A 17,421-nucleotide genomic window follows, 5' to 3' on the forward strand; every position below is an offset into this window, starting at 1 on the left:
GGATATCCTTACGATTCCCGATACAATCGGGCGGGTCCGGATGGAAATCATCCGGGCTTTTTTGCCGATAAGAAGCCCGGCGTTGCCGTGCTAACCGGGCCGCGCTATACTCAAGTCAGACAAGCCGCAGAGACTAAAGGAGGATAAGTACGCCATGACATTCAAATGGGACGGTCATACGCACACGAAGTTTTGCTATCACGGAAATCCCGCCGAGGAACCGGCATACTTGGACCGGGCGGTAGAGCTCGGCTTCGAGCGCTATACCATCAGCGAGCACCCGCCGCTGCCGGATAAGTGGATCGACAATCCCCGGCTCATGGCGGAACTGGCCATGCCGATGGAGGAGCTGCCGGACTATTTGGCCTATGCCGAAGAGATGAAGGCGAGATATGCCGGCAGGATCGAAGTGACCGTGGGCCTCGAGATGGATTACCTGTACGGCAGGGAAGACTTCTCCGACGCGCTGCTGGATCAGTACGGAAGCCGGCTGGAGGACGTCGTCGTATCTGTCCATTATCTTCCCGGAGCGGGCGGCATGCGCTGCATCGACTTCACCGCGGACGACTTCCGGGAGGGCTTGCTCGCCCATTACGGGAGTATGGACGCGGTAGCCGAGGAGTACTACAACCACGTCGAGAAAGCGATCGAGTGGGCGGCCAAGCTGCCTATGCGCAAGCGCCTCGGGCATGTGCAGTTGATCGAGAAGTTCCGCGAAGCGCTTCCGCCGATCAGCCCGGAACTGATCGAGCGCAGGCTGACCGCGCTGCTGCCCAAGCTCCAGGAGGCGGGCGTCGGCATCGACGTGAACGTCGCGGGCCTGCGGGTGCCGACCTGCGGGCAAACCTATGTGCCGCGGTGGTTTCTTGCCGCCTGCGCGAACCGGGGCATTCCGCTGGTTTACGGCTCCGATACGCATAAGCCGGAGCATGTGGGAGCGGACTGGGCCTGGTTTGAGACCGCTTTCGGCACGAGCCGCGCGGAAAGCTGATTCGGAGCGAGCCGCCGGAAAACGGAGAGAAGCGGCCCTGTGAAGCGGCGCACGGAGCGGCCGCTCGAAAGCCGCGTGAAGCGCCTGAGGCCGTAAGGAAAGTTCGCCCCTTACGGCCTCAAATCCGCGGCGGGAAGCCGCCGGAGCCTGAAAGCACCGCCAAGGGGGGCCGCGTCAAACGGACCGTTTCCTGAGGCGGTGCTTTTTGTGCAGCGTGCGGCTTCTTCGCGTTGTATGGGCGCGGGGAGGAACACCCGCGTCCGCGGCTGACTCTTGTTCTACATCAACAGAACAAGAGTCAGCAGATCGAACAGGGCCAGCGTGAGGATCGTCTCGTTGCTCGGACCGGGATATCCCGGATAGCCCGGATAGCCCGGAAAAAAGCCGGGAGCGGGGGGAAAGAATCCCCTTTCCCCGAATTCATCGGGCGGCTGCCCGTATGGTCCTGTTCTTCCATATCCGCCGTTAGCATGGCCCGAAATATACCCCTGCCCGTATCCCATGTCAGGGCCGTAACCATGCCCCTGGCCCTGCCCGCCGGATACTTTCAGCCGGACATAATTCGGGTCCACTCCGATAATCATCCCGTCATAGGTGCGGCCCGATTTGGTCTGTACCCGGACGTGACGGTTCATATACGATTTGCACAAACAATAAAAATCCTCTTTGTACATGGCTGGCATCCCTCCGTTTTCCGTTTTCTTCCCTCCAGCTTATGTGCGGACGCCCTGCCGGGCGTGGGCATCCGGCTATTTTGGGCGCTCCGCTCGGGGCGGGAGATACATCCGGAAGGCGAAAGCTCCGTACAATGGAGCGGGAAGCCGTAGAGAGGAGGCGAAGAGCGGTCATGGCCGTGCTCCAAACGAATTCCGAACAGACCCGGGCCGCTTGCCCGGTTTTTATACAGGCAGGAGCCGCCTTTGGGGGACTCCTGTCTTTTTTCTTGACAAGAAGAGGCACAGACCCTAAAGTAGATGGAAATTTACAGGAGGGACGCCGCGATGAGAATATGTCAGGTCGACGAAGAAATCAGTCTGGAATTATTGGAGCTTAAGCATGCGGAAGCCTTGTTCCGCCTGACGGACGACAACCGGGAGCAGCTCGGACAGTGGCTGTTCTGGGCAAACGACACGAAAGAAGTCGGCGATTCCGCCGCATTTATCCAGTCTACATTGCACGCGTTCGCAGAAGGCAAATCGCTGGCCGCCGCCATCATGGTCCGGGGAGAACTGGCCGGGGTTATTGATTATCACGCGCTGGTTCCCGCTCACGGAAGGGCCGAAATCGGGTATTGGCTCGGCAAGGCTTATCAGGGCCGGGGAATCATGACCCGCGCGTGCCGGGCGTTCATCGGATACGGTTGGTCCGAAAAGAACCTCAACCGGATCGTCATTATGGCGGATATCGAGAACGCGGCAAGCCGGGCTGTTCCGCAGCGGCTCGGTTTTACGCTCGAAGGCGTGATGAGAGAGTGGGAGGTTAAGGAGAGCGGCAAGCGCGACATGGCTCTCTATTCTATCCTCCGCAGGGAATGGACGGAACATTGAATTTTTTGGATAAAAAGAAGAATCCGGGCCGTTCCCGTGATAAAATAAGAGTCGACCGGCGCTTTTGTGCCTGATGATTAGAACGGATCAGGAGGAGATTTTTATGTTATTGGAAGTGATCGCAACAACAGTCGGCGACGCAATCGCGGCCGAACGGGCCGGGGCGGACAGGCTGGAACTGGTGACCGGCATGAAAGAGGGCGGATTGACTCCGAGCGCGGGCCTTATCGAGGGCACGGTACGGAGCGTGAAAATTCCTTCCGCCGTCATGGTGCGGCCTCACAGCAAATCGTTTGTTTACGACGCGGACGATGTGCGCGCTATGCGGAGAGATATCCGGCTTATCCGCGAAACCGGCGCCGCCGGCATCGTGATCGGTACGCTTACCCCGCAGAACGAGATCGACGTTCCGGTGCTGGAAGCGCTGCTGGAGGAAGCCGGCGGGCTGGAAGTGGTGTTTCACCGGGCGTTCGACGCCGTGCCGGATCAGATTGCGGCTTTTCGGCAGCTCTCCGGCTACAAGCAGATTACTCGCATTCTGACATCGGGAGGCAAGCCGAGCGCGCTGGATGCCGTAGACCGGATGAAGGAACTGGTGGAGCTCAGCCGCGGTTCTCACATCACGATACTGGCCGGCAGCGGACTGAATGCGGAATCGCTTGAATCTTTCGTAAAAAACACCGGCGTGACGGAAGTCCACTTCGGCGGCGCCGTCCGCGGTCCTAAAGGCGTGGAAGACGATATCGCCGCCGAGAAAATCCGGGAAATCCGCGACATACTGGCGCGTTGTTAACGGACAGGTTCTCCGATACAGGGATGGGGGCGCCAGTCTGACGAGGCGGCTTCCCGGAGATGACATCGAACAACGGCCTGGAGGCCTGACAGCAGGAGACTGCTGCGCGTTTTCCGCGGCTCTTGAAGCAGCCCATACAAGCAGGCCGGTTTTTCCTTCGCGGGACAAACCGGCCTGTTTGCCGGGGCGCGGCCGCCGGACTGCCCTTGAGTGTCAAACGGCGGGTGCGCGGGTTTGACTTTCCGTCATGGGCGCCGCCCGGCGGACTCGGGATTATCACGCCGGTTGGCCGAACTCCCCGTAATACGGGTATGCAAAAAAGGCTGTCCCACTGGAAGTGAGGCAGCCTTTTTTGCATATTCGATCATGGGGGGTACGAACTGGGGTAAGCCGGGCAGCTGTTGCAGGAAGACCGAATCGCCTTCTTTAACCTGCTTTCCTATTTACGGCTGGATGTTTGTGTAAGCCGTAAGCAGACTGACCGTAAGGAGCAGCGCGCCAAAGGCGTACTTGTACATTCTTGTCGGCACAGTGGACATGGAAGACTCTCCTCCTCTTTTTTATTCCTCTTCATTATACAATAAACAAAATGCTTCAGTTGTAAACATTCTGTAATGGTTTCTTTCACAATTGCTCTTTATTTCATTTTTTTCAGGTCCTTCAAGGAATAAAACGTTCCGCGCCAGTAGACGCCGCCTTGTTTGAGCGCCAGTCCCACGGACCGGACAAGCACGTAGACAAGCACCGCTGCGCTCGCCGGAATGGCGAGGGTATCGAGGCCCGTTGAACCTGCCATCATCCGGATCTGCTTCCGGTAAAGGGCCGTCATGATAAGCACGCTGGCCAGATGGACGAGACTGCGCCAATCGCCGTAGAGCAGCATGCCGAGCCAGGGAAACGTAAACAGCAGGAGCTGGCCCGCTCCGGCCGCCGCCGCCAAAGAAACTTTGTAGCCGAAGCCGGAGAACAGATTTTTCTCCAGCCCCCGGACGGCCGCTCTCATGCTCGGATACCACTCGACCTGCAGCCTGCTCCGTCCCGATGCGAGGCGCTGGCGGAGACCCGCCAGCTTCACCCGCGCGCCGAGCTGGAGGTCGTCGTCCGGCCGGAGGGCAATCGCTTCGTGCGTGCCGATCGCTTCATAGGCCCGCCGGTGAATGAGATTGAACGCGCCGATGCCCATGCCGCCTTTCCGCTCTCCGTCCAGATTCGCGCGCCAAGGGCGCGTGAACAGGCTTAGCGAGAAGAGGAAGTGGCGGATGAAGCTGCGCAGCCAGAACGCGGGCGCCGTCATGCGGGGCGTGAGCGTCAGATGGTCCGCATGCTCGCTCAGCGCAAAGCCGACCGCTTCCCGGACCGTGTCCGGATGAAAGCGGATATCGGCGTCGGTAAAGAGCAGCCACGGACCGCGGGCCTGCCGGTAGCCCTGGTAGAGGGCGTGGTTTTTGCCGAGCCATCCGCCCGGCAGGCGCGTCACGTGGATCACCCGCATGGGGATGTGAATATCCCCGCGCTCCTCGGACCACCGTTTGAGCTCGTCCAGCGTGCGTCCGGTACCGTCCTGCGAGCGGTCGTTTACGACAATCAGCTCCAGCCGGGGATAGGTTTGCGCGAGCAGATGCCGCACCGTATCTCGAATTGTCGTTTCTTCCTCTTTGGCGGCGATAATAACCGAGACGAGAGGCGGGGGATCGGGCAGCGGACCGGCAGGGGGCAGTTCGCGGAACAGCCTTGCGCCCCGCAGGTGATCTGCCAGCATGACCAGCCAGTAGAGCAGAATAAACAGAGCGATTATTCCGGCTATGGACATGAGCGGCCTCCTTGTGGAACAATAATAGGGAACTAGGGGGAAGAGAGCTGTCCGTGATTTTATAAACTGAACTTTTCCTTGAAAAGCGGAAAATAACCGGTCGTACGCAGAAAGCACGGCAGGAAAACGGAGTTTTCTTGCCGGTTGTCTGGCCGTTATTATCCGGGTGAGCACAGCACCGTGTACTTGCAGGTACAACATCGAACCGGCGCGTCTTGGAACCGGGACATAGCAGCTAGTCTTAACGATTTGTCAAAACAGCGTATCAAGAAAGGAGGCCTTCGCATGGACCATTCCCGGAACGACGCGGAAGCCGCAAGCCTTGCCAAACCACCGGCTTCCAAAGCTTCCAAAGCCTCCAAAGACGGCTACTGGAAAAAAGTATCCGGAAGACAGCTTCCCGCCTTCTTTTCGGAAATCCGGGAAGAAGAGGGCGCCGCGCTTCCGTGCGTGTTCGTGTGCATCGGCACCGACCGCTCGACCGGAGACGCGCTCGGCCCGCTCGTCGGCTCCATGCTGGCCGAAGCCGGCTACAGCGTCATCGGCACCCTGGAGCATCCCTGCGATGCGAGAAATCTTGTGCGGCGCCTGACGGAAATCCCGGCGGGCGCCCCGGTCGTCGGCATCGACGCGTGTCTGGGACAGCCATCTTCCGTCGGGCTGTACCAGGTGTCGAACCGGCCGATCTTCCCGGGCAAGTCGCTCGGCAAAAACCTTCCGCTCGTCGGCGACTACACCGTCGCCGCGATCGTGAACGCCGACGGCCCCCGGCAGTACGCCGTCCTGCAGACGACCTCGCTGAACCGGGTGATCGGCATGGCGAGGGAAATCGCCGCTGCCGTTCAAGCGGCGTTCCCGCCGGTCCGCGCTTAGGCGGTCTGTTCGGCGGCGGATCGCTGCGCGAACCCCCGCACCCGTGAGGCGCCGCACACCGGGGCCCTGCCTAACGGCGGTTGTGCGGCGCTTTGCGCGCCCGCACCCGCCCGGTTTTCCCGGCGGAACGACAGCCGCTTCCCGGCAGCCAGCAGTGTATCGTCTCCGGCGGGAGACCGCTTAAGTATGCTTTTATTATACATTTGCTTCCGCTATGTTGCGAAGCCTGCGTCCCTGAGTCCGCCCGATAAAACACGCGGACAACCAGCCGCAGGCTTGTATGCTTTTGTAAACTTTTTAACCCGCACACACGAATAAAACAGGGAGATGAACCATACACATGAGAAACGGATTTGGCGGAGGACTGGGCGAACGAAACGGGGGAAGGATGCCCAAAGCGACCCTCAAAGAAGTATCCCTGCGCCGCATTTTGGGACTGTTCCGGCCTTACCGGGGTCAATTGACCGTAATCGTCCTGCTGGCTCTCGGAGGAGCCGTACTCGGCCTCGTTCCTCCGCTCGTTATGAAAGAGATCATTGACACCGCCATCCCGCAGCAGAGCTTCCGGCTCCTTGCCGTCTTCGCCGTTCTGCTTGTCGCTCTGCCGCTGCTCAGCGGCATGCTCGGAGTGGCGCAGAACCACTTGAACACCAAAGTCGCCCAGGGCGTCATGCGAGACCTGCGGATGACCCTTTTCCGCAATCTCCAGCGGCAGTCCATGTCCTTCTTTACCGCGGCCCGGGCCGGCGAAGTGGTTCAGAGGCTGACGGAGGACATCCAGGCGGTCCAGACCGTCGTCACCAGCCTCGTCGTGTCGTCGATTACGCAGATCGTCATCGTCATCACGACCGTCGGCATCCTCTTCGCCCTCGACTGGCGCCTGGCCATCGTGGCGCTCATCGTCCTGCCCGCCTTCATTCTGCCGGTGCGTAAAGTCTCCGGCGTCCGCAAGCGCCTGCGCGGAGAGACGCAAAAAGTCCGCGCCGATATGTCGGCGCAGCTCGGAGAGATTTTCGGCGTCTCCGGCGCTATGCTCACCCGCATTTTCACGCGCGAGAAAGAGCAGGAGGAGCGGTTTAACGGAATGAACCAGCAGGTGATGGATCTGGAACTCCGTCTCAATTTGATCGGCCGCTGGTATATGATGTTTCTCGGGGTGCTGGGCCCGCTCGGCACCGCGGTCATTTATATGTACGGAGGCTACTCCGTCATTCAGGGAAGTATGAGCATAGGCGGAATCGTAGCCTTCGCGGCCTATCTCGGACGGCTGTACAGTCCTGTAGGGACCCTGCTTAACCTGCATGTGGAGGTGGCGACCGCGCTAGGCGTCTTCCAGCGTATTTTCGATTATCAGGATATGAAGGCCGAAGTGGAGGAGGCGGAAGGGGCAGCCGAGCTCCCCCCGGTACGCGGAAGCATAGCGGTGCGCGATGTTTCATTTGCCTACTCGCCGGGTAATACGGTTCTATCCGATATTTCCTTCCAAGCGGAAGCGGGTGAAGTTGTCGCACTGGTCGGTCCCAGCGGAGCGGGCAAATCGACCCTTATCAGTCTGATGGCAAGGCTCCACGATCCGACGGAGGGCATTATAGAGATAGACGGATTCGATGTGAAAAAGGTTAGTCTGTCGTCGCTCCGCCGCCAGATTGCCTACGTTACGCAGGAATCGTTCCTCTTTCATGCCACCGTGCGGGAAAACCTGCTCTTCGCCAAAGAAGACGCTACGGAAGAAGAGCTTGTCCATGCCTGCCGCCAAGCGTATATTTACGACTTTGTGCAGTCTCTGCCGCAGGGATTCGATACCATGGTCGGTGAACGCGGACACCGTCTTTCGGGCGGTGAACGGCAGCGCCTGGCAATCGCCAGAGCCCTGCTCAAAAATCCGCGCATCCTGATTCTGGACGAAGCGACTTCCCACCTGGATTCGGAATCCGAAGCGTTCGTTCAGGCTGCCTTGGAGCAGCTGATGAAAGACCGGACGACGCTGGTTATCGCGCACCGCCTCTCGACGATTCTTCATGCGGACCGCATCCTGGTTCTGCAGAAAGGAAGAATTGTGGAGTCGGGCACCCACAAGGAAATGATGGAAGTTGACGGTCTCTACGCACGTCTGTACCGGACACAGTTTCGCGGACAGACAAATGACACGACGGCCCCTTGAGTCCAAACAAAGAACACCGATGGTTTCAATCGGATATTTCGGAGTACGGCGGGAGATGCGTACTGTAACGAATTCAAAGGAGGAATTTCCAATGAAGGAGTTCAGTAAGACGCTGGCAACGATGACGAGGCCCTTTTCCTTTGTTCACAAGACGTTAAGCGAGTTTGGTTTCGTGCGTCCCCGGACCCATGAGAACCATATATATGTCACTACCTTTGCGGATTCGATTACGCAGCGGGTCTACACCCTGGCCGTACCGACCCGGCTTCTGGAGAACGGGCACACGGAAGTGTACCTGGGCCACACCCGTTTCGATACGGAGGAGCAGCCGCCTTCCCGTGTCGTCGAAGCGGCCATCTGCCGCATGAAAGAGCTTGCCGACTATTTGAACCAGCCGAACAAACGTCCTCATACCGTCGAGACGGCAAGCAACGGGTATATGGCGACGGATTCTTACGATATCCGCAGGCTGGGCAACGAAATGAAAAAAATGAAAACCAACAGCGAGTTGAAGCAAACCGGACTGATTCCCGATCCCATTCAGTAGCTCTCATAGAAAGGGTCAGGAGGCCCCGCTGCGGCGCGGGTCTTTTCTGGTTCCGCTTTTTCCGGTGGCTTCGGCTCCGCTGTTCCCATATATGAACAAAAGGAGTGTTGACGATGACACTGATTCATCATATAAACTACCGGAACGAACATAATGAGGTGTACTGCTGCCTGAGAAATAAAGTCGTGGAGCTGGATGACCGGCAGAAGAGCGCTTTCTGCAGCGGCTGCCAGATGTTTGCGGGCTTTGCGGGAGGCAAAGGCGTGGAATGCGAGTGGGAGGACATGAGAGACGTGCCGAATCCGATGCGGGTGCTCGACCCCATGAAGGAGTTTATGAGCAACCAGATCCGCAAGATCGAGCTGGACGATCCGGCCGTTATGGCGCATGGGAATTAAGCCCTATAAAGTGTGTATGCCGTAAAGGTATATGCACTTTTTTTGTTCAAAAAGCCTTTTATTATCCAGTAGATTCCTTATAACTTTGTATGTTTATGCAACAATTATGCATGATTCGCGTCTGTTAAGGAGTATGTCATTTTCATCACACACAGAAGGGAAAGAAGCAGCATGAACAAGGGAATGAAAAAAGGACTGGCCGTTCTGGCCGTATCCATGGCTATGACCACGGGGTCGGCATACGCTTCGCCGGCTGTCGTAACGAAAGCGGACAACCTCGTCCCGATCAGCGCGGAAGTATCGCAGTCCGTACAAGTGACCGTTAACAATCAAGTTCTGGATGCCGAAGGATATGTGAAAGCGGGAGCCAAAGAGGCGATGATTCCTCTTCGTGCCGTGGCCGAAGCGATCGGCATGGAACTGAAATGGAATCAGGAGGATTACTCCGTCGAACTGTCCAAAGACCGTATCTGGACGCTCGTAAAAACCGGTGAAGACCGTTATGTGCTGAACAAAATGTACAAGCCGCTCGGCACCGCTCCAGAGCTGGTAGACAGCAAGCTCTACGTGCCGGCTTCGTTTGCCAGCGAAATTCTTCATGGAACGGTAACGGCGCAGGGCGGTTCCGTTTCCATTTCTTTTGACGAAAAGAAGGAGAACGCGATGACCAAAGGCGTTGTGACTTCCGTCCGCAGCACAGACGGATATAAAGCCGTGCAAATTCAGGGCTTCGGTACGGCCGGACTCGTTCTCAACGTGGGCGACGACACTGTATTTGCCACCGACAAGGGAGACAAGCTTACGTTCGATCAGCTTGCGCTCGGTCAAATTGTCGAAGCGGAGCACTCCATGGCCATGACAATGAGCCTGCCGCCTCAAACGCCTACATACAAGATTACCGTGTCCGGTTACTCGGCGGATGCCGAGAAGCTGCTCGGAACCTCCGGTACCGTGGAAGAAGTGCGCACGGGTGATGACGGCAGCCAAAGCTTGACCATCAAAGGTCAAGGGCTCACCGAGCAATCCCAGAGCGAAATTGTGCTGCGTCTTTCCGATGCGACGGAAGTCATCGATAAAGAAGGCGCCAAAGCGGACAAAAAAGCGCTCGTTAAAGGCGCGAATGTCATCGGCTTCTACAACGGCGTTATGACGAAAAGCCTGCCTCCTATCGGCGGAGCGGTGAAGATCGTCGTAGACGTCGAGCCGGAAGCGGCTGCGGCCCAAGCGGAGTAAGAGAAGTTCGGCGGACTCCGGCTGCGCAAGGGCCGTTGAACCGGCCGGTCCTGCATCGGCATTAAGAAAGGCAGTTCCCGTTCCAAACGGGGGCTGCCTTTTTTATATTCAGGTATAATCTTTCTTTTTTTATTTACGAAAAGGAATTATTTTTTAAAAATAATTGAAAACATTTCCTGATTCTGGTATCAATAGGGTAAGACTATCCTTCCAATTTTACTGGGTTAACCGCTAACGCCGCTGAAAACTTAGCTTGTTTCATAAACTATGCAAGGGGGAGGCTCCGCTGATGACTATCGCGATCTATACAGATGACCCGGATATGGCCCACGTGCTTTCTTATTTTTTTAACGAAACGGTTTGTTCCGTTCACGCGAGATCTGAACTCGGCGGCCTCCCGGGACTGGGCAGCGGGCAGGCGATACTGGCTGTGGGCAGCCCGGATGAGAAAGACTGGTTCCGGCTTAAACGTTCCGTCAGACAGGGAACAACGACCTACTTGATGATCCGTGAACCTATGACCCCGCTGGAAACGGTCTATGCCAAAGAAATCGGCGTGAGAGAAATATTGATGGACCCCGTTGCCCGTCTTAAAAGCAAGGCCGCCGAAACGCCGGACAAGCTGATCTCTGTCCTGGTCTGCCCGGGATTGTACGAAGCGGCGGCCGGTTCCGAGCTGGTCTACATCGGGGAAGGGACCTACTTTCATCCGAAACAATTCTGCATCAAATACGGCAGTACAAGGACCGAGCTTTCGGAGAAAGAAGCGGCGCTGCTTTCCTTCTTTGTGGAGAACGAAGGGATTGTCGTGACCAAGCACACCATTGCCGAGAAGCTCTGGGGCGGGTACATTCAGCCGGACGGAATCTCCAAGGTGATCGCCAGAATGAAGAACAAGCTGGGGCCCGCCCGTGAATTGATTTCCTCCCGGCAGCTGGGCGGATTTATGTATGTCAAAGAGCGGGAGCCGGCGGAGTATACCGTTACCCGGCGCCTAAAATAAACCCCCTGCCCCGCTTGTGCGCGGAACAGGGGGTGAGTAAGCCGTCAGCCGCGGCAATTTGCCCCGGATACGTCTTTTATTTTAAATAAGTCGATTTAATGTAGTAGAACTCGTAATCCGAAGCGGAGAAGTTGGCAAAGGATGCTTTAAGTCTGTCGTTGGTGTGAGCGCTAAACTGCATCGTGACGGTATCGTTGGCTACCACGAACATAACGTGCGAGTATTTTAGGGCGCTGATGAAGCCGCCTGCGGGAGTCGTCGCTTTGGTGGTCTTGTAGAAATAGCCTTTCGTATCCACCATATACTGCTTCAAACCGTTGGAGATGTTGCGGCCCGTGTTCACCCAGGCGAGGCTTTCCGGTTTCCATGTGCTGTCCGTCGGGATGCCGCCGGCATAGATCGCTTGAGAAACGTAGTTGGCGCAGTCGACACCGCCGTTTTCGGTATGTTTGGCATAGTTCGGGTTCCATTTGCTTGTGTCGTAGCCGGACGCGTTCGTTGTGTTCGAGGTCCATTTGTTGGCATAATCCCTGGCGGCAATCCTGTCGTAGGTGACGGCGGCAAGCGGCTGGACCAGCGAAGCTTCTGCCGGGCTTTTGACAAGGAAGCTTTTGTTGGTCGTTACGGCTTCCGTAACAAACTCTTCACCGTTTGCGATCATGCCGGACTCATTGGAAGGAATAAAATAATCCGCGGGAATCCAGTCGACCAGTCCGTTAAGAAATTCCAGATTGGCGTTCTTGAGATCCGGGCTGCCGTTCACGATAGGAGCCGTAATCCGGAACGAATCGTTCTGGTCCGTGGAAGTCCCGATATATTCCTGCAGATCTTTCATCCGGTCGTTGACGACCTGCTCCGCATCCGTGGAGCTTGATTCTTTGCGCAGCTTCAAGACGTTAAGCTTGCTTTTCAATCCTTTCACGTAGGGCAGCTCATCGACCGATTTCGCTTTGAGCGTTTTATTCAAGGAAATGTTCACGCGGGCCGTCAACCGGTTGTCTTTAACCGAGTAATCCGACGTGGATAATTGAATGGAGTTAATTGTGTAGTAGGGCGTGTAAGCTTTCTTGACAAAATTTTCGACTTCCTTTTGAACGGCCTTCTGATAAAGGTCGTCTTTGACGACTCCGGGGGACGTCTGGGCAAATGCCGAAGTCGTCGTAAAAGCGGAAATCAACAGCAGAGAAGTGACCATCTTTTTAAGCTTCATAAATAAATTCCCTCCTAAAATAGTGGATTTAATGACGGCATGTTCCGTCGGAAAGCGCTTCCGGTTTTTACGCGTTTTGTATGTTTGTACGTTCACCTCCGCTTAAGTCGGAAACTTCGGTAAATCCTTTACACTATTAAAGATATACCGGACGGAGTATCCGGGATATAGCCAGAACGGGGATGCCGGACCGGCATTACGGGGACAAACCGGGGGCATACCGCGGACATGGCTCCCGTTTCCGGATAGCAAAAAAGGCAGTTCCCGTTCTCGAACGGGAACTGCCTTTGGATGAACCTGCGCCGCGCGGTGAACACAGCCGCAGGCTACTTGCTCTTGTCCGGATCTTCCGGCCGGCCGGGCTTACGGAGGGAATCCTCCTCCGTAAGAGGCGTGCGGCCCGTTCCGGACTCGGAAGCGGGAGCCGCCTCGGAGCGGGTCCGCTCCGGCTCCGGCGCCGGCGCCGGGTCATCCCCCGAGCCGCCGTGAGTCCGGGCGTCTGCGGGGGCACCCGGGTCCGCCGGAGCTTCGCCGCCGGACAGCATGCGCACCACGGGGCGCCCGCTTTCGCCGGCAAGCTGCCGCGCCGCCGTCTCCGCCGAAGGCCCGGGAGCGGGGGCCGCGTCCTGCGCCGGCGCATCGGCCGCGGGTCCGTCGCTTCCGGCTGCCGTCAGCTCGGCCGCTCTCGCTTCGGCGGCGTGCGCCTCTGCGGCCTGCTCTGCGGCCGCTTTCTTTTTCTTGCCGCGGAGGAACCGCCACAAGGCAGCGAGGCCGGCGACAAGAATGACGCCGAACTTTTTCAGGAAGACGAGCAGCAGGCCGATCAGTCCGACCTTTTTGGCGACCGCGAGACCCGCGCCGCCGAGAATCAGGCCCGACAGACCGTACTCGGCCAGCTTGTCCGTTTTGGAATTGTACTCTTCGTATCGTTGTCCGGCCTTCACCTGCAGCTTCGGCAGGATGGAGGAGGTCAGCACCTTACGGTCCGCAGCGAGATTTTTCGGGTCGGACACGAGAACGACGGAGATTACGCCCTCCCGGGTAAGTACGTTAACGTTGTAGTTGACGAATTTTTCGTTATTGGAATCGTGTCCCAGCAGGGACCAGGAAAGGCTATGTATGTCGTTATCGTAAAAGGGCTTCACATCCCAGCCGTCGACGAACAGCTGATTGGATTCGCTGCGCTCTTTGTTGGCCTCTTCCGTCCCTTTTTTATAACTTTTGAGCAGATCGTCGGCATCGATTTTGTCTTTCTCGTCGTCCTTGACGTGACCGGATTCCTCATACTCGAAGATGACTGCCCAATTCTGATTTTCATCCTTCGGAAAAACCGATCCGATCTCCCGATTGTTGGTCATGGTGCCGTTTTGCTTTTCGAACTTTTTGGTATCGGTATCGTTCAGAAACACAAAATTTTTGTCCAGATCCAGCTCGGCGATTTGACCGAGTCCCACTTTTTTCGGACCTTCCACCCAGTTCAAGGTTTCTTCGGCCGAGGCCGGGGCCGTCCATAAAGAGACGCAGAGGGCTGCGCCGGTTACCAGGGTAATTAACTTTGGAAGCTTCAAAATTTTCTCTCCTTTGTTTTTAATTAGTTTATATATTAAATATTGCTTATTATATAGCGTATTAATTATTTTACAAGACAAATAATGGTTATAATCTCTGTTTATTTGTTTCTCCGCTCTCAATGGTCTACACTATACATAAGGTTTCGTACTCTAATATAAGAAATGAGGATGTCCAAGATGTACATTGCCGTAAATACCATTGAAGTTCCCAATCCTCCGCAAATGGTCGAAATGTTCCGCAAGCAGGCGCCTAACATGAAAGAACTCCAAGGCTTTCTCGGATTGGAAGTCTGGACCGACGAACAGGCGATTAAAGTGATCACGAAGTGGGAAAATAAAGAAGCGTTCGAGGCGTATACCCAAAGCGAGGTTTTCAAACGTTCGCACGGCGGCCATGGAGGCCAGGAGATGAAACCGAAAGCGCGTCTTTCGTATTTCGAAGGCGAGACGCTCATCTAGGGAAAGCTTCCGAAACTTTAACGTACATTCATTCGTTTATAGGATAACGGCCCCGCTTCGGGGCTGTTTATATTTGTAGAGGCGCCGTTTAGGCTTAAGTTCCGCCTTTCCCAAGGGATGAGAAATCGCCGAAGGGTAAAATCTACATGTGTTTAACCCGTTTTTACGTTTTTAAACCAGGAGTGCTGCTCAATGAAAAAAACTGCCATAATAGCCGGGGCGTCGGGACTGGTAGGCAGAGAGTTGATCTCTGTCCTTATCGCCGATCCCGGTTACGAGAAAATTATCGTCTTGGTCCGCACGCGAATCGAGGGACGGGACAGTGAAAGCAAGTTTCATCAGATCGTGACGGATTGGAACCCGGAGCAGCTGGAGCAAGATTTACGCGGAGAATTGAAGCAGGCGGATGTGTTTTGCGCGCTGGGCACCACGATTAAGAAAGCCGGTACACAGGAACAGTTCCGCGAGGTCGATTACGAATACCCGATGATTCTGGGCAACCTGGCGAAGAAGTACGGGGCCCGTCAATTTCTTGTCGTTTCCGCCATGGGAGCGAAGCGGGATTCGAAATTTTTTTACAGCCGGGTCAAAGGAGATCTGGAACACGGTTTATCCAAATTGGGACTGCGTACATTGCGAATATTCAGACCTTCCCTTCTGCTGGGAGACAGAGAGGAATTCCGTTTCGGGGAGAAAGCGGGAGCCGTAGCCGCGAAAGCCTTCTCTTTCCTGATGGCGGGGGGTCTTCGTAAATATAGGCCGATACCGGCTCAACGGGTCGCTGCGGGAATGGCGGAGGCCGCCAAGCAGAAACCGGAAAGTATCCGCATCTACGAATCGCATCAGATTTAACGCGAAGAGCCTGACCGTTCACGATTGAACGGTCAGGCTCTTTTGTTTTGCTTGCATACTGCACGGAAGGCCGTCGTCAGGACATGATCAGCGTCCATAACTGTTTGCCGATCAGCACCGTGGTCATGATCAGAAAAAGCGGCTTGACGAAGGAAGCTCCTTTGCGGATGGCAAAACGGGTTCCCACAAGCGCGCCTCCGATCATGGCGATCCCCATTGGAATTCCGTATGCGAGACTTACGGAATCCACCAGGAAGAAGGTGACCAGCGCGCCGATATTGCTGGCGAAGTTAAGCACTTTCGAATTGGCGGATGCTCCCACGAAATCAAAACCGAGCAGCAGAAACAGAAAAATAAGGAACGAGCCCGTTCCGGGGCCGAAGAAGCCGTCGTAAAAGCCGATAACGAAAGCTCCGGCCGCCAGCCAGAACCTGCTCCGGGACGTAAGGCCGCTGAAGGTGGACGCCGCTCCCCAATTTTTTTTGAGCAAAGTGTAGATCGTCACGGCAATGAGCAGCACCACGACCAGCGGTTTAAGAAACTCGGACGGTATCCGGTGTACCAGCAGCGCGCCGAGCATCGAACCGACCAGGGACAGCGGAAAAAGCGCCGCCGCCAGCCGGAAATGGATTTTTCCGGAAAGCAGGAACGAAGTCATGCTAGTCAGCGAGCACATCGTTCCCGCCAGCTTGTTGGTTCCGAGAACGAGCGCCGGCGGAAGGCCCGTAAACAACAGGGCCGGAACCGTAATAAGACCGCCCCCGCCGACGACCGAATCCACGAAAGCGGCCAAAAACCCGGTCACAATCAGAAAAAGCAGCATTTCCCAGCTTAAAGCTTCCATTATGTAAAGCCACCGTCCTCCAACCCGTTATACCTTTTCCCAATTGTACATCGGAAGAAGGAAGGAGGACAGATGAAATCGCGGGACCGCTTATTTCGTTTTGGAACCGGAAGGCTTGCTTACTCCGCTGGTTGATCCGCGCAGCTTCAGAAGCTCCGATACCGTGACGAAATGATAACCCCGCTTCGACAGCTCCGGCAAAATTTTACGGATCGCATCGACCGTGTTCGAAGAACCTTGGACATGATCGTGGAACAGGACAATGTCGCCCTCGCGGGCATTATTCAGCACCTTGTTCACGATCCGGTTCACACCGGGAGCTTTCCAGTCTTCCGTGTCCTGGTGCCAGGACCATAGAATAGGCAGACACCCTTCCGACAGAGAGACATGAACGAGCCTTTCATGATAATAGCCCCCCGGCGGGCGGAACAGGACGGGTGCCGTTCCGTTGATGGATTTGATCACCTTCTGCGTCGCCGCGATCTCGCTGCGGATGCTTTCCGTTGACCGGTTGTTGGTCAGAAAAGGGTGACTGTACGTATGATTGCCGATCTCATGCCCCTCGGCCGCCTCTCGTTTGATCAGTGCGGGAAACCTCTCGGCCCTTTTCCCGACTACGAAAAACGTGGCTTTCGCCCCGTACTTTTTCAGCTCGTCCAAAATTTGCACCGTCTGTACCGGGTCCGGCCCGTCATCGAACGTCAGTGCGATCACTTTGCCTGCGGACGGGACCTCCCAGACGATTTCTCCGCGCTGTTCGTAATAATCCCGATCCCGGGGTTTGGCGGTAGCGGCGTTCGTGTCTTTCTCCGCCGGTATCGAAGCCGGTGAAGCGGTTGAAAGGAGCCGCAGCCCGTTCACGGCTTCCGCCCGGGGTGCGGAAATGGTTAACCCGCTTGAGCCGTGAAGCCCGCCGGATGCGAGCGCGGGAGCGGGGGCCAGGGTGAAGAAGACGCAAATGGCGCAGGCCGCAGCCGTCCGCCGTAAGGGGAGGGCCTTGAGAGACCCGGAAATCTTGATCATGCTGACTGATCCTCCTGTCGGTTTGCATATCGGATAAGGGTTAGCCTGCCCTTACATCTCCATTTCATCCGGCTTCACGGAGGCTGTTCGGCAAAAAAAAGGCCGG

General features: G+C 56.3%; 17 protein-coding genes. 11 read left to right on the forward strand and 6 right to left on the reverse strand.

Annotated features, from left to right (window positions below):
* Positions 1 to 154: 154 nt before the first annotated feature.
* Positions 155 to 991, forward strand: coding sequence for a histidinol-phosphatase HisJ (gene hisJ / locus ACI48J_RS04535; RefSeq protein ID WP_326053560.1), 837 nt, complete (start codon positions 155 to 157; stop codon positions 989 to 991).
* Between the two features lie 278 nt (positions 992 to 1,269).
* Here the strand turns inward: hisJ and ACI48J_RS04540 are convergent, their stop codons facing one another.
* The gene (locus tag ACI48J_RS04540; RefSeq protein WP_405081920.1) at positions 1,270 to 1,665 is read right to left on the reverse strand and encodes a hypothetical protein; all 396 of its coding nucleotides are present in this window, start codon (positions 1,663 to 1,665) and stop codon (positions 1,270 to 1,272) included.
* Between the two features lie 327 nt (positions 1,666 to 1,992).
* On the opposite strand from ACI48J_RS04540, the gene ACI48J_RS04545 reads away from it, so the two are divergent.
* Entirely contained in the window at positions 1,993 to 2,538 is a 546-nt protein-coding gene (locus ACI48J_RS04545) for a GNAT family N-acetyltransferase (RefSeq protein WP_405081921.1), read from the forward strand.
* Between the two features lie 103 nt (positions 2,539 to 2,641).
* Positions 2,642 to 3,331 (forward strand): copper homeostasis protein CutC, encoded by a 690-nt coding sequence (locus ACI48J_RS04550; protein WP_405081923.1) that lies wholly within the window; start codon positions 2,642 to 2,644, stop codon positions 3,329 to 3,331.
* A 637-nt stretch (positions 3,332 to 3,968) separates the two neighbouring features.
* On the opposite strand, the gene ACI48J_RS04555 is transcribed toward ACI48J_RS04550, so the two are convergent.
* Positions 3,969 to 5,141: a glycosyltransferase gene (locus ACI48J_RS04555; protein ID WP_405081925.1), complete on the reverse strand. Its 1,173-nt coding sequence runs from the start codon at positions 5,139 to 5,141 to the stop codon at positions 3,969 to 3,971.
* Between the two features lie 285 nt (positions 5,142 to 5,426).
* Here ACI48J_RS04555 and yyaC point away from each other — a divergent pair, with 285 nt between their 5' ends.
* The 6 genes from yyaC (at position 5,427) to ACI48J_RS04585 (ending at position 11,356) form a co-directional block, all read left to right on the forward strand.
* Positions 5,427 to 6,014 (forward strand): spore protease YyaC, encoded by a 588-nt coding sequence (yyaC, locus tag ACI48J_RS04560; RefSeq protein WP_405081926.1) that lies wholly within the window; start codon positions 5,427 to 5,429, stop codon positions 6,012 to 6,014.
* Between the two features lie 340 nt (positions 6,015 to 6,354).
* A complete protein-coding gene (locus ACI48J_RS04565; RefSeq protein WP_405081928.1) occupies positions 6,355 to 8,175 on the forward strand; it encodes an ABC transporter ATP-binding protein in 1,821 nt (606 codons plus the stop codon).
* Between the two features lie 91 nt (positions 8,176 to 8,266).
* Positions 8,267 to 8,722, forward strand: a complete 456-nt coding sequence (locus tag ACI48J_RS04570; RefSeq protein ID WP_326053572.1) for a hypothetical protein — start codon at positions 8,267 to 8,269, stop codon at positions 8,720 to 8,722.
* A gap of 113 nt (positions 8,723 to 8,835) precedes the next feature.
* The gene (locus tag ACI48J_RS04575) at positions 8,836 to 9,120 is read left to right on the forward strand and encodes a hypothetical protein (RefSeq protein WP_405081930.1); all 285 of its coding nucleotides are present in this window, start codon (positions 8,836 to 8,838) and stop codon (positions 9,118 to 9,120) included.
* Between the two features lie 171 nt (positions 9,121 to 9,291).
* Positions 9,292 to 10,353 (forward strand): copper amine oxidase N-terminal domain-containing protein, encoded by a 1,062-nt coding sequence (locus tag ACI48J_RS04580; RefSeq protein ID WP_405081931.1) that lies wholly within the window; start codon positions 9,292 to 9,294, stop codon positions 10,351 to 10,353.
* Between the two features lie 289 nt (positions 10,354 to 10,642).
* On the forward strand, positions 10,643 to 11,356 hold the full coding sequence (locus ACI48J_RS04585; RefSeq protein ID WP_405081932.1) for a transcriptional regulator: 714 nt from the start codon (positions 10,643 to 10,645) through the stop codon (positions 11,354 to 11,356).
* Positions 11,357 to 11,432: 76 nt separating this feature from the next.
* Here the strand turns inward: ACI48J_RS04585 and ACI48J_RS04590 are convergent, their stop codons facing one another.
* A complete protein-coding gene (locus ACI48J_RS04590; RefSeq protein WP_405081933.1) occupies positions 11,433 to 12,566 on the reverse strand; it encodes an amidase domain-containing protein in 1,134 nt (377 codons plus the stop codon).
* A gap of 326 nt (positions 12,567 to 12,892) precedes the next feature.
* Positions 12,893 to 14,134: a DUF2167 domain-containing protein gene (locus ACI48J_RS04595; protein WP_405081934.1), complete on the reverse strand. Its 1,242-nt coding sequence runs from the start codon at positions 14,132 to 14,134 to the stop codon at positions 12,893 to 12,895.
* A gap of 180 nt (positions 14,135 to 14,314) precedes the next feature.
* Here ACI48J_RS04595 and ACI48J_RS04600 point away from each other — a divergent pair, with 180 nt between their 5' ends.
* Entirely contained in the window at positions 14,315 to 14,596 is a 282-nt protein-coding gene (locus ACI48J_RS04600; RefSeq protein ID WP_009673274.1) for an antibiotic biosynthesis monooxygenase, read from the forward strand.
* Positions 14,597 to 14,788: 192 nt separating this feature from the next.
* The gene (locus ACI48J_RS04605; protein WP_009673262.1) at positions 14,789 to 15,448 is read left to right on the forward strand and encodes an NAD(P)H-binding protein; all 660 of its coding nucleotides are present in this window, start codon (positions 14,789 to 14,791) and stop codon (positions 15,446 to 15,448) included.
* Between the two features lie 76 nt (positions 15,449 to 15,524).
* On the opposite strand, the gene ACI48J_RS04610 is transcribed toward ACI48J_RS04605, so the two are convergent.
* Positions 15,525 to 16,292 (reverse strand): TSUP family transporter, encoded by a 768-nt coding sequence (locus ACI48J_RS04610; protein ID WP_326055228.1) that lies wholly within the window; start codon positions 16,290 to 16,292, stop codon positions 15,525 to 15,527.
* A 90-nt stretch (positions 16,293 to 16,382) separates the two neighbouring features.
* On the reverse strand, positions 16,383 to 17,315 hold the full coding sequence (locus ACI48J_RS04615; protein WP_405081935.1) for a polysaccharide deacetylase family protein: 933 nt from the start codon (positions 17,313 to 17,315) through the stop codon (positions 16,383 to 16,385).
* Positions 17,316 to 17,421: the final 106 nt, after the last annotated feature.

This window comes from Paenibacillus chitinolyticus (genome assembly GCF_045038035.1).
GTDB classification, from domain to species: domain Bacteria; phylum Bacillota; class Bacilli; order Paenibacillales; family NBRC-103111; genus Paenibacillus_F; species Paenibacillus_F chitinolyticus_A.

Excerpts from the sequence above, each read along its gene's own strand:
- ACI48J_RS04590 (WP_405081933.1), bottom strand. The coding sequence starts at position 12,566 with ATGAAGCTTAAAAAGATGGTCACTTCTCTGCTGTTGATTTCCGCTTTT.
- ACI48J_RS04610 (WP_326055228.1), bottom strand. The coding sequence starts at position 16,292 with ATGGAAGCTTTAAGCTGGGAAATGCTGCTTTTTCTGATTGTGACCGGG.
- ACI48J_RS04550 (WP_405081923.1), top strand. The coding sequence starts at position 2,642 with ATGTTATTGGAAGTGATCGCAACAACAGTCGGCGACGCAATCGCGGCC.
- ACI48J_RS04565 (WP_405081928.1), top strand. The coding sequence starts at position 6,355 with ATGAGAAACGGATTTGGCGGAGGACTGGGCGAACGAAACGGGGGAAGG.
- ACI48J_RS04585 (WP_405081932.1), top strand. The coding sequence starts at position 10,643 with ATGACTATCGCGATCTATACAGATGACCCGGATATGGCCCACGTGCTT.
- ACI48J_RS04570 (WP_326053572.1), top strand. The coding sequence starts at position 8,267 with ATGAAGGAGTTCAGTAAGACGCTGGCAACGATGACGAGGCCCTTTTCC.
- hisJ (WP_326053560.1), top strand. The coding sequence starts at position 155 with ATGACATTCAAATGGGACGGTCATACGCACACGAAGTTTTGCTATCAC.
- ACI48J_RS04575 (WP_405081930.1), top strand. The coding sequence starts at position 8,836 with ATGACACTGATTCATCATATAAACTACCGGAACGAACATAATGAGGTG.
- ACI48J_RS04600 (WP_009673274.1), top strand. The coding sequence starts at position 14,315 with ATGTACATTGCCGTAAATACCATTGAAGTTCCCAATCCTCCGCAAATG.
- ACI48J_RS04580 (WP_405081931.1), top strand. The coding sequence starts at position 9,292 with ATGAACAAGGGAATGAAAAAAGGACTGGCCGTTCTGGCCGTATCCATG.
- ACI48J_RS04545 (WP_405081921.1), top strand. The coding sequence starts at position 1,993 with ATGAGAATATGTCAGGTCGACGAAGAAATCAGTCTGGAATTATTGGAG.
- yyaC (WP_405081926.1), top strand. The coding sequence starts at position 5,427 with ATGGACCATTCCCGGAACGACGCGGAAGCCGCAAGCCTTGCCAAACCA.
- ACI48J_RS04615 (WP_405081935.1), bottom strand. The coding sequence starts at position 17,315 with ATGATCAAGATTTCCGGGTCTCTCAAGGCCCTCCCCTTACGGCGGACG.
- ACI48J_RS04605 (WP_009673262.1), top strand. The coding sequence starts at position 14,789 with ATGAAAAAAACTGCCATAATAGCCGGGGCGTCGGGACTGGTAGGCAGA.
- ACI48J_RS04540 (WP_405081920.1), bottom strand. The coding sequence starts at position 1,665 with ATGTACAAAGAGGATTTTTATTGTTTGTGCAAATCGTATATGAACCGT.
- ACI48J_RS04555 (WP_405081925.1), bottom strand. The coding sequence starts at position 5,141 with ATGTCCATAGCCGGAATAATCGCTCTGTTTATTCTGCTCTACTGGCTG.